Genomic DNA, 10760 nt, shown 5'->3' with positions numbered 1-10760 from the left:
CTCACTTGCAAAGTTAAATTCCACCCCTCTATAGAATTTAATCCTGCAAAGAATTGCTCTTCTAAAGGTGGAATTTAATTCTTCTTATTTTTCCCTTATAATTCTTTATACAAACATGGTGATTCCTCCCAGCGGTAAGGAGACCATTATGAATAAACAAAAACATTTAAATCTGGAAGCAAGAATCCTCATTGAAACCTTACTCAACGAACACCATAGTTTTAAGTCTATTGCCAGAAAACTCGACAAAGACTGCACTACCATTTCGAAAGAGATTAAAGCTCATATCTGTTTCGAGAAAACCGGTGCTTTAGGCAGATCTTTTAACGACTGCCGTGTCGCCTTCCTGCATCAGTGTTCTCTTCAGAAATTTTGTCAGCGTTGTTCCTACTCAAATAACAAACTGTGTTGGACCTGCGGCAAATGTACTTCTTCCTGTATCTCTTACGAAAAATATATTTGCCCTAAGTTCTCAAAACCTCCCTATGTCTGCAATGGCTGTCAACAGCGTACCAGATGCTCTTTGGAAAAACATCTTTATAAAGCATCTTATGCTCAGAAGGAATATGAACAGGTCAGAAGTGAATCCCGCTCCGGCTTTGCCCTTTCCGAAGCAGAACTTAAACAACTCGATGATGTGGTGTCTCCTCTCCTCAAAAAAGGTCAGTCCCTTCATCACATTGCGGTACATCATGCTAATGAACTTATGAAGTCAGAAAGAACACTATATACTTACACAAACAATGGGCTCTTCACTGCAAGAAATATCGATATGCCGCGCACTGTACGTATACGTCCAAGAAAAAATGTTTCTAAGAAACTCAAAGTTGACAAATCCTGCCGTATTGGACGTGATTTCCATTGTTTTGAAAAGTACCTGGCAGAACATCCCGATGCTGCTGTTCGCCAGCTTGACTCCGTAGAAGGCACAAAAGGAGGTGCCGTTCTTCTCACCATCCATTTCGTAGAGCAAGGACTGCAGCTCGCATTTCTCCGTCAGCGCAATGATTCACAGTCCGTCATTGACATTTTCAACCGCCTATATCTGGAATTAAGAACAGACATTTTCATTGAACTTTTCCCGATCCTTTTAGCGGATAACGGCTGTGAATTCTCAAATCCTTCTGCCATTGAACTGGATGCGCAGGGAAATCTGCGAACCAGGATGTTCTATTGTAATCCCAGCGCACCTTATCAAAAAGGGAGCTGTGAAAACAACCACGAAATGATTCGAAGAGTCATCCCAAAAGGGACTGACTTGGGACAATACTCACAGGAACAGATTGATCTTATGATGAGTCACATTAACTCCTACTCACGGAAGAAGCTCGGGAACAAAAGTCCTTATGAAGTTTTCGAATTTCAATACGGCAGAAAAATTTTAGAAGCATTTCATCTGCAGAAAATTCCAGCAGACGAAATCCTCCTTAGTCCTGGACTACTAAAGTAAACTAAAAGTTATTAAAAAGCTGGGCAGGAAACTCTTTACCGCCATCATCGCAGAACATCCCCCAGAGGTGGAATTTACTCCCTCCAAAAAATCAACACGTAAATTCGACTTCCGCTCAGCATGCAAAAAAATCCCCAAAACCACAGCTTTTGTCTTTATTTTAACTCTGATCTTAGGGATTTCATATACAAGATTCATCTTTTTCTGTTTTACATGGAATTTAATCCTGCAAAGTAGAATTTACCTCTGCAAAGTGGAATTTACCTTCTCAATTCACCTTTTTTTGAAGTTTTTTTAATTCCCAGGAAAACAGGCACAAAATCCACTATTTCTTACTGATATACATGATCTTATGGATCCCATCTCTGGCATTTTCAATGATCAGATCAAAACAGTCAAAATGATTTTTGATCATACTGGTCATACTCTTATATCCATAGTTTCTGGCATCAAATCCCAGGTATTTCTGTTTCAGCACAGCACCAATCTCGGCAAGATTCACATTCTCATCCTCATCCAGATAGTCCATGATATACTGAATCACTTCCTCCTCAGAAGGAATACTGATCTCCTCTGCTGCCTCTTCTGCTTCTTCAGGAGGAAGATCATCCTGCTCATCATCCGGAAGCTGGACTTCTTCTGCTTCTTCAGGCAATTCCGCCTGTTCCTCTGTTTCTTCCTCTTCTGCTTCTTTATAGATCAGATCCAGGATCTTAAACTCATCACAAGCCTTTGCCAGTGCCTCTTTCGTTTTCTTTTCGCCCATGCCTACCACTGTCTTACCTGCTTCCCGAAGTCTGTACACCAGCTTTGTGAAATCACTGTCACTGGACACAATGCAGAACACATCTACGCCGCCAGTATAAAGCAGATCCATTGCATCAATGGTCAAGGCCTGGTCAGCAATACTCTTCCCATATGCATAGGAAATCTGAAGTACTGGCATGATTCCCTGGAGGGGCATCACCTTATACCATGCCTTCACTGTCTGTGAATTTACAGACCCATACAGTCTGAAAATCCGCACATTTCCATACTCCATTGCCTCCTGTTTAATATATTCTGCATACTTTGCAGAAATATTATCACCATCGATCAATACTGCGATCTGCTTTTCCACTTATTACTGCCTCCTATTTTCTGCTTGTTTAAAGATATCTGATCTCTGCCACCGGTGCCTTCCCCGGCTGCAGTTCTATTACTGCATAACTTGGCCTTCGTCCTTCCTGGCGGGGATAGGACAGGCTTCCCGGATTCAGCAGAAGAATCCCCTCTTCTATCTCCTCTACAGGCCTGTGAGTATGACCAAACAATACTATCTGACATTCTCTGGCTTTTCCTTCATCTAAAATCCCATAGAGCCCCATACTGACCCCGTAATAATGTCCGTGAGTCACCAGGATCCTGTGCCCTTCCAGCTGGATTATCACTTCTCTTGGAAGGTTTGAGAAAAAATCATTATTACCGGAAACAATAGTACAAGGGCATTCTACCAAAGCCTCCATGAAAATTTCTCTTCCTTCCACGTCCCCACAATGGATAAAATAATCAAAAGGCGCTTCTCTCAGGACTGTTTCTTCCAGATTTTCATCCTTTCCATGTGTGTCGCTGACAATCAGTACTTTCATTTCAATTCGTCCTTAATCGCTCTTAAAGCCTTTCCTCTGTGACTGATTTTGTTTTTCTCTTCCATGGAAAGTTCCGCAGAAGTACATCCATATTCCGGAAGGAAAAAGATGGGATCATATCCAAATCCGTTTTCTCCTTTTTCCTCATAGCCAATCCTTCCTTCCATGGTACCCTGCACTGTTTTTACGGTGCCATCAGGAGAGGCCATTGCAATGGCACATACAAATCTTGCAGTTCTCTGCTCATCAGGAACTCCTTCCAGTCTTTGGATCAGACTGTGATTCTTAATATGATAATCCGTGTCCTCTCCCATATATCTGGCAGAATACACTCCCGGTTCTTTATTCAGATAATCAATCTCCAGTCCTGAATCATCTGCCAGAACCGTCTCACCGCATAACGCACACACGGCTTTTGCCTTAATGACAGCATTTTCCTCAAAGGTCTTTCCGTCCTCTACAATATCAGCAAAAATCCCTGCTTCCTTCATGGAAAGGATCTCTGTGTCCACATCCGAAAGGATCTCCCGGATCTCCTTCATTTTTTCCGCATTACCTGTTGCAAAAATTATCTTTTTCATAGGGACTCCTTCTTTTCTGTTTTTCTTGGCGGCTTAGGCCCAAGGAACTGATAAAAATAGGTCTTAAGCATACCATTATATATCTTTCTGTTCTTATCTGCCTTCCGCCCTATATCGTTTTCTGCCCTGTCGTAGGAAGTGATCATATACATGGACCACTTATCCAGATTGCGGAAGCTTTCTCCCAGATCTTTGTAAATAGCCGGAAGTGCTTCTCGTTCCTCCAGTCTTTCTCCATAAGGAGGATTTGTAATAATAAAGCCGTATGGCTTGGAATGACGCAGCTGTGACACAGGTCTTTGCTGAAGATGGATCAGCTTGTCAACCTTCGCCATTTTTGCATTGGATCTGGCTGCTTTCAAGGCTTCCGGATCAATATCATAACCCTGGATATCTGTTTCTATATTCATTTTTACCCGATCCATAGCTTCTTCCTTTGCCTGATACCAGCAGCCTCTTGGCACCAGATGCCTCCACTGCTCTGCAAGAAAAGACCGGTTCATACCTGGAGCTATATCTGCAGCGATCATCGCTGCCTCGATAGGAAATGTACCGCTGCCGCAAAATGGATCAACCAGGATCCTGTCCTTATTCCAGGGAGTAAGAAGGATCAGTGCACTGGCCAGTGTCTCTGTGATCGGTGCTTTCACCGTCATCTGGCGATATCCCCGTTTATGAAGGGAAATACCGGATGTATCAATTCCAATAGTGGCAATATCCTTCATGAAAGAAACCCTGATAGGAAATTCCGGTCCGTCTTCCGGGAACCAGGAAATATGATATACTTCCTTCAGACGCTCTACAATGGCTTTTTTCATAATGGACTGAATATCCGAAGGACTAAAAAGCTTGCTTTTAATAGAATTGGCTTTTGCCACCCAGAAACGCCCATCCTTTGGGATATACTTTTCCCAGGGAATAGCTTTTGTTTTCTCAAAAAGTTCATCAAAGGTAACTGCTTTTACTTCTCCTGTCTTCAGGAGGATTCTTTCTGTTGTACGCAAAAAAATATTGGCATCTGCGATGCCTTGTGCATCGGTCAGGAAAGTAACCTTTCCATCCTCCACCTTGCTGATCTCATATCCAAGATCCAGGATTTCTCTTTTTAATACTGCTTCTAATCCAAAATGGCAGGGTGCGATCAATTCAAATTTTTCCATGGATAAATTCCTTTCTTCTGATGATTATGAAAGCTTCAGGCTTTTCACTGTATTTCCCTCAAAATCCCAGGATAGAAAAGATCCCGTCCTCATATATCGCATACGTAGGCGGATTTCCTTCTTTTGGAATGGAAACAGAACCTGGATTCAATAGAATATATCCGTCTCTTTTTTCTGCTTTCAGTACATGTGTATGACCATGGATCAGAATATCGCCTGCCATCAGTGGCGGAAGATGATCCTGATTATATACGTGCCCATGGGTTGCAAAAAAGGTCAGATCATCAATGGCTAAAATGCAATAGTCTGCCAGAACCGGGAACTCCAGTACCATTTGATCAACTTCAGCTTCACAATTGCCTCTGACTGCATAAATCTGGTTTTTCATTTCATTCAGCATGGGAATTACCTGCTTGGGTGCATATTCCTTTGGAAGATCATTACGTGGTCCATGATAAAGCAGATCGCCCAGCAGCACCAGGCGCTCTGCTTCTTCTTTCTCGTATGCTTCCAGCATTTTCCTGCAATAATATGCGGAACCATGGATATCGGATGCAAACATGTATTTCATAAAAAATTCTCCTCATTAAAAATATTTTAAACTAGTACAGTAAATATTAAGTAACCACCATATTGACTTGCCTTAATTTTCACTGTACTAATAAGTATCTTTTAAGATATCGTGTAACTGTATGGGTACCGAACAGTTACGGTATTTTCTTTTACATTATCACGGTTAGCCTGAAATTACAAGGTTTCTTCCCCGATATGCAGGGAATCCTCCAATCACAGATCTTGGTTCTGTAGCCCTTTACAGCCAGTTCCTTTGCCACCTTCAGGCTTGCACCTCCACGGTCACAGTAAAACACAAGGATTTTTCCTTTTGAAAGTTCCATGGAAAGGCTTCCTGTTTCCATATATCTTTCATAAGGCACATTTAATGCACCCTTTACATGACTTTTTTCATATTCTTCTTGTCCCCGTAAATCTATGATCAATGCGTCTTTGCGTCCAACATAATCATCCAGCATTTTTGCTGACATTGTTTCAAAGGGAAACATAAGAAACTCCTTTTTATTATATGATATGCATACAGGATGTAAAAAGAATGTGCACATGTTTCTGCTTTATCATATAAAAAGGGACGCTGCACAGGCAGCATCCCAAATCAGAAAATCCGTTTTAGTACCGGTCTTCTTCCCGGTCATATTCATCTTCTGTTTTATTTTTACTCTTATCAGAAGTATTTGCATTTCTGCAGTTCTTTGTATCCATTGCGTTTTTATTGGAATTTCGGTTGGATCCATTTACATTTCCTATAGAACTTCTGCTGTTTCTGCTTTCGTTTTCATAATTCTTTGCCATTTAATCTTTCCTCCTGTTGCAGATTAATTTCATTGCATTGTTCATTATCTCCAAAAGCAGACGGAATATTCGTCAAAATGATATTGATTTTTTTTCCATTTTATATTATAATCTAATCTGTAAAAAGAATTTACCCTTCAAAAATTTTTTTTACATAACCCCTTATTTAATTATTTATACTCCCCCTCGAAACCCCCGGGTGGCACCCCCACCGGGTGTTTCTCTTTGGATTTATAAGGGTTTGCGGGATATTTCTTTTATTCTGTTTCTCCCTTCTATCAGCATACTTAAGCTTTGACATCCTGTACAATGCAATGGTCTCCCATTGTATGCAGCAATTAAAATACTTTGTGATATACTCATAAATACCATATTTTTCAAAAGTTTTTGCCACATCATCGCCAGAAAGTCCCTTAAAATGGCGGTACCGTTCCATGCAGTAAATTAAGAAATTGGATTCCTTACTCATCACTCATGTTCCTTCTCTCCATGTCACGTAATCGTCTTTCAATAGTTTTTCTGGCTGACAGCATTTCACGCTATCATACTATTAATTCCCTCAAGTTCATACAATGTAAATGGATCAATATCTACGCAATCAGCTTCGTCCCATTTACCAGAAATATCCCAGGCAAGCGTTCCATTCATTACCGTACAAGCATTTTTGAAGTTCTCAATATCCCTCATTGGTGCCATAATCTCAGCCTTTAAATCATTTGCAGCATCATAATCAACTATTTTTCCATCATCAAAGAAAACCTGTACATGAAAATTATCCAAAGGAATCACCTGCACAACTGTAGGAAAATACTCATTCATAAACATTCACCTCCACATATTATATAAGCGGATTAATTCTGTTCAACGGCTTCATATCCTTTGACAGTTCCCAGTTCTGCATCAATTCGTCCTGGTGAATCGTACACCATGCCAGTATCAATCGTAATTGCTTATTGGGCAATGCCCCCTTTATTACCTGTATATTGTTGATATCGACTAATGCTTTATGTCCATTGTACTCGCATGAAAATGTGGCGGCATATGGTCATTATAATACATCAGTTACCCGAATCCCATAAAATAATGATATCTCTGGCATATACAACATCGCCCCTTTCCCAATGCTTTTTATAGTGTACCATTTTTTCATAATAAGCGCCATATCATATGATAAAAATTTCTCTTTGTTATTCATATGACTTCGTTTTCTTTTACCCTCTTATTCCACTTTCATGTCCAAAATATGATATGAATCCCAGCAAAATTCAACACCCGATTTTCTGTGTATTTACGTCATTTCACGTTCCATCAAACTATGCCGTTTATTCCCCCTTCATTTAATTATTTATACTCCCCATCGAAACACCCGGCTGCTTACACGGGTGCTCATAAGAAAGTAATTCCAGAAGTTACGATTATGGCATCTGTCAGACGGGGTTGGTAATCATAACCACCGGCTTAGCCTTTTAGGCTTATTTTTTTCTGCCTTTTTTTACCGGCTCACCCGTAAACGGGTCTATGTATTCATTTAACGTTAACTGATCATATTCTAAATCATTTTTTAATTGATTCTGAATATATTCTTGTATCTTCTTTGCATTTTTCCCTACCGTATCTACATAGTATCCTCGACACCAGAAATGGCGATTCCCATACTTGTATTTCAGATTTGCATGTTTCTCAAATATCATGAGCGATGACTTTCCTTTTAAATACCCCATTATTTCTGATACGCTATATTTAGGTGGTATTCTTACTAACATATGAACGTGATCTTTACAGCACTCTGCTTCTATTATTTCAATTCCTTTTCTTTTGCATAACATACTTAATATTTCTGCTACATCTGCTTTTATTTGTCCATATATTACCTGTCTACAATATTTTGGTGCAAAAACTAAATGATACTTGCATTCCCATGTTGTATGGCTTAAACTGTTCTTATCCATTTTGGATACCTCCTTGATAATATTATGTGAGTTTTGCGGACCCACTTTTATATTATCACAGGAGGTTTTTTACTTGAAGCTAAAGCTACTCCCTCCACCTGCCGAGCAGGTGGTTTATTTTTCTGCCATACAACTATGTGGCTTTCAGCCACTTTCACGGCATTGCCGTGAATAATTTAGGTTTATTTTGTCATTACAGATTGTATTTACATGTTCCGCATATGGATATGTTTTCCCTTCTGCCTACATCTTATTAAATTAATCCTTATTATCAAAATGTCCTGTCATCATTCCTACAAAATTATCAAGCTTCATCATATACTTTACCTCTTGGTATTTGCCTAATCACACTATTCCTCTTTTGCTTTTGCCATACTGGCGATATCTCCCACTCCATTCAATACCATTGTCGGAAGATAAGCATAAGTTTTGAGTGTATCCTTCGTTGAACATCCAGAGAGAACCAATACAGTAGACATACCACTTTCCATTCCTGAAATCACATCTGTATCCATACGATCCCCAACCATTACAGCTTCTGCTGAATGACATCCAAGCATATTCAATCCTGTTCTCATCATCAGTGGATTCGGTTTCCCACAGAAATATGCCTGTGTACCTGTTGCCATTTCTATAGGTGCAATCAATGCACGACAAGCAGGAGCAATGCCGTTCTCAATCGGTCCGGAAACATCTGAGTTTGCTCCGATCAGCTTTGCACCTTTCAGAACTAAATTTGTTGCTTTCGTTAAAGTATCCAATGAATAGGAACGTCCCTCTCCCACAACAACATAATCCGGATTTACATCATTCATTGTAATCCCAACGTCATAAAGTGCATTTAAGAGCCCCGGCTTCTCCTATCACAAATGCTGAACAGCCTGCCGCCTGTTCCTTTAAAAAAGCGGCTGTTGCCAATGCGCTGGTATAAAAATGTTCTTCTGGCACATCAAGTCCCATCCTTGCCAGTTTCTGATTTAATTCCCGTGGTGTATATCCACTATTATTTGTCAAAAATAAATATTCTTTCCTTTCATCATGCAACCACTGGATGAATTCTGGAACACCTGGCAATATCTGATTGCCATGATAGATCACACCATCCATATCACAGATGAATCCTTTTTTTTCATTAAAATCGATTATGGATTTTCTCATGTTCATATGCGCCCTGCCTTTCTTTGCTTCTTTTAGAATACACCTTGCTCTTTTCATAATAAAATAAAGTGCTATTTTCTACAAATATTTTCATATTATATCATCCACACAAAAAATCAAATACATAGTACTGTGAAATCGAAGTAAATATTTCTATCAACAGAACCTTTTATGACAACATCTCTTTCACACAAGTACTCCGATAATCACTCGGTGATATTTTATATCTTTCTTTAAATACTCGGTTAAATGTTCTCTGACTTTCAAATCCACTATCCAGACAAATGTTTGTAATAGAATCACTCGTATTTTCCAAACGCTGGCATGCATAGTTCAGCCTTGCATCGTTAAGATATTGATTAAAGTTTCTATGGAATGTTTTGGAAAAGAGTATTCTGGATAAAACATATTTGCTCACCCCCAGATCTTTTGCCATCTCTTCCAGCGAAAATTTCTTCTTAAAATTTGCTGATATATAGGAAACTGTCTGGTAAATAAGATCGTTGCTCCCCACATTACTCTTTTCTACCAAATTTAATTTTCCTATGCAGCGTACCAACACAATTTGAAGATATGCCTGTGCAACAGTAATATCCGACTGTTCTGTCTCTAAAATTGCATTTATAACCCTATATACCTCCGGTTCAACCTTTTCCGCTTTGATGATTGGGTATTCAGGAGCCATGGATTGCATAATATCTGCAAATTTGGCTATCGTAAATGGCGATGCAATCAGATAAGTCGCTTTATTTACACCGGGTGTCAGTACCTGATAGTGATGAATAACATCTGGAAATACAAAGCCTATATCTCCTTTTTCCATATGGTATAGTTCCTGTCCGACACCAAGTTCTAATGATCCACTTGTTACACAAACGATCTCCAGTGCATTATGAAGATGTGGTTCAATATGTTTTGACTTCCTATTTATTGCTATAATCTCCTCTTTTGTGTCAACATATTTTAACTGCATGAAATACTCCCCTTTGCAACATTTGTCTATATCTTCTTTCGATTTGGCAAGCAATTCTTTTACACCTATCTTATAATCAGCTTGTAAATAAGGAAAGGAGGAATTGCAAATGAGCAACCTAAAAAAATATCTGAATGACCTTTTAGTATTCTACACTGAATATTTTGAACATCCTTACCATGTATAAATACTAAAAGGACTATTTTGTGAAAACTGTATATTTTCTTAAGGCCATTTCACAAAAATGAAGTGGTCCTTTTTTATTTTCAAAATACAGTTCTATCACTTTATATATAGAAAAAGCACTGTCTCATCGAACAACGATCAGACAACGCTTTCTCCTGTCAATTCTAATTTATGTCCGATGCATCTGTTACTTCATCTGTAGCAATTTTTTTTCTGCTTTCAGCTTTTTATTTGCATCTTCTACATTCATTTTTGAAAGTACAAACATAATCAATACATCAAAGATTAACGGAAGCCAAAGATACATAAA

Annotated in this window: 11 protein-coding genes and 4 pseudogenes; 1 reads left to right on the top strand and 14 read right to left on the bottom strand. The window is 39.1% G+C overall.

Annotation, left to right across the window (positions count from 1 at the left end):
* Positions 1–148 precede the first annotated feature (148 nt).
* The gene (locus tag R1Y93_RS09555) at positions 149–1450 is read left to right on the top strand and encodes an IS30 family transposase (protein WP_500822625.1); all 1302 of its coding nucleotides are present in this window, start codon (positions 149–151) and stop codon (positions 1448–1450) included.
* A gap of 325 nt (positions 1451–1775) precedes the next feature.
* Here R1Y93_RS09555 and R1Y93_RS09550 read toward each other — a convergent pair whose 3' ends face one another.
* The 14 genes and pseudogenes from R1Y93_RS09550 to R1Y93_RS09485 form a co-directional block, all read right to left on the bottom strand.
* Positions 1776–2570, bottom strand: coding sequence for an NYN domain-containing protein (locus tag R1Y93_RS09550; RefSeq protein ID WP_500822624.1), 795 nt, complete (start codon positions 2568–2570; stop codon positions 1776–1778).
* 28 nt (positions 2571–2598) lie between these two features.
* On the bottom strand, positions 2599–3078 hold the full coding sequence (locus R1Y93_RS09545; protein WP_500822623.1) for a metallophosphoesterase: 480 nt from the start codon (positions 3076–3078) through the stop codon (positions 2599–2601).
* Positions 3075–3659, bottom strand: coding sequence for an XTP/dITP diphosphatase (locus tag R1Y93_RS09540; RefSeq protein WP_158422356.1), 585 nt, complete (start codon positions 3657–3659; stop codon positions 3075–3077). The genes R1Y93_RS09545 and R1Y93_RS09540 overlap by 4 nt, the downstream gene beginning before the upstream one ends.
* The gene (locus R1Y93_RS09535; RefSeq protein ID WP_500822622.1) at positions 3656–4819 is read right to left on the bottom strand and encodes a THUMP domain-containing class I SAM-dependent RNA methyltransferase; all 1164 of its coding nucleotides are present in this window, start codon (positions 4817–4819) and stop codon (positions 3656–3658) included. Before R1Y93_RS09535 ends, R1Y93_RS09540 begins: the two co-directional genes overlap by 4 nt.
* Before the next feature lie 24 nt (positions 4820–4843).
* Positions 4844–5390: pseudogene (gene yfcE / locus R1Y93_RS09530) on the bottom strand (phosphodiesterase).
* Between the two features lie 151 nt (positions 5391–5541).
* Positions 5542–5880 (bottom strand): rhodanese-like domain-containing protein, encoded by a 339-nt coding sequence (locus R1Y93_RS09525; RefSeq protein ID WP_500822621.1) that lies wholly within the window; start codon positions 5878–5880, stop codon positions 5542–5544.
* 121 nt (positions 5881–6001) lie between these two features.
* Positions 6002–6184, bottom strand: coding sequence for a hypothetical protein (locus tag R1Y93_RS09520; protein WP_158422360.1), 183 nt, complete (start codon positions 6182–6184; stop codon positions 6002–6004).
* A gap of 166 nt (positions 6185–6350) precedes the next feature.
* A complete protein-coding gene (locus R1Y93_RS09515) occupies positions 6351–6653 on the bottom strand; it encodes a DUF3791 domain-containing protein (RefSeq protein WP_500822626.1) in 303 nt (100 codons plus the stop codon).
* A gap of 65 nt (positions 6654–6718) precedes the next feature.
* Positions 6719–7003, bottom strand: a complete 285-nt coding sequence (locus tag R1Y93_RS09510; RefSeq protein ID WP_500822620.1) for a DUF2442 domain-containing protein — start codon at positions 7001–7003, stop codon at positions 6719–6721.
* A 19-nt stretch (positions 7004–7022) separates the two neighbouring features.
* A pseudogene (locus tag R1Y93_RS09505) lies at positions 7023–7193 on the bottom strand (DUF4160 domain-containing protein); the annotation flags it as partial.
* 463 nt (positions 7194–7656) lie between these two features.
* Positions 7657–8133 (bottom strand): IS200/IS605 family transposase, encoded by a 477-nt coding sequence (gene tnpA, locus R1Y93_RS09500; RefSeq protein WP_500822619.1) that lies wholly within the window; start codon positions 8131–8133, stop codon positions 7657–7659.
* Positions 8134–8483: 350 nt separating this feature from the next.
* A pseudogene (locus R1Y93_RS09495) lies at positions 8484–9297 on the bottom strand (HAD-IIA family hydrolase).
* A gap of 163 nt (positions 9298–9460) precedes the next feature.
* Positions 9461–10264, bottom strand: a complete 804-nt coding sequence (locus tag R1Y93_RS09490; RefSeq protein WP_500822618.1) for a helix-turn-helix transcriptional regulator — start codon at positions 10262–10264, stop codon at positions 9461–9463.
* 350 nt (positions 10265–10614) lie between these two features.
* Positions 10615–10760 (bottom strand): annotated as a pseudogene (locus tag R1Y93_RS09485) (MFS transporter); the annotation flags it as partial.

The organism is Blautia sp. HA3515 (assembly GCF_059933065.1).
Note: the sequence above shows the minus strand (reverse complement) of the source record. Positions and strands in the feature narration are given on the sequence as shown.

What these genes read in the sequence shown, in the direction of transcription:
- R1Y93_RS09555 (WP_500822625.1), top strand. Translation starts at nt 149, where the DNA reads ATGAATAAACAAAAACATTTAAATCTGGAAGCAAGAATCCTCATTGAA.
- R1Y93_RS09545 (WP_500822623.1), bottom strand. Translation starts at nt 3,078, where the DNA reads ATGAAAGTACTGATTGTCAGCGACACACATGGAAAGGATGAAAATCTG.
- R1Y93_RS09540 (WP_158422356.1), bottom strand. Translation starts at nt 3,659, where the DNA reads ATGAAAAAGATAATTTTTGCAACAGGTAATGCGGAAAAAATGAAGGAG.
- R1Y93_RS09535 (WP_500822622.1), bottom strand. Translation starts at nt 4,819, where the DNA reads ATGGAAAAATTTGAATTGATCGCACCCTGCCATTTTGGATTAGAAGCA.
- R1Y93_RS09525 (WP_500822621.1), bottom strand. Translation starts at nt 5,880, where the DNA reads ATGTTTCCCTTTGAAACAATGTCAGCAAAAATGCTGGATGATTATGTT.
- R1Y93_RS09520 (WP_158422360.1), bottom strand. Translation starts at nt 6,184, where the DNA reads ATGGCAAAGAATTATGAAAACGAAAGCAGAAACAGCAGAAGTTCTATA.
- R1Y93_RS09515 (WP_500822626.1), bottom strand. Translation starts at nt 6,653, where the DNA reads ATGAGTAAGGAATCCAATTTCTTAATTTACTGCATGGAACGGTACCGC.
- R1Y93_RS09510 (WP_500822620.1), bottom strand. Translation starts at nt 7,003, where the DNA reads ATGAATGAGTATTTTCCTACAGTTGTGCAGGTGATTCCTTTGGATAAT.
- tnpA (WP_500822619.1), bottom strand. Translation starts at nt 8,133, where the DNA reads ATGGATAAGAACAGTTTAAGCCATACAACATGGGAATGCAAGTATCAT.
- R1Y93_RS09490 (WP_500822618.1), bottom strand. Translation starts at nt 10,264, where the DNA reads ATGCAGTTAAAATATGTTGACACAAAAGAGGAGATTATAGCAATAAAT.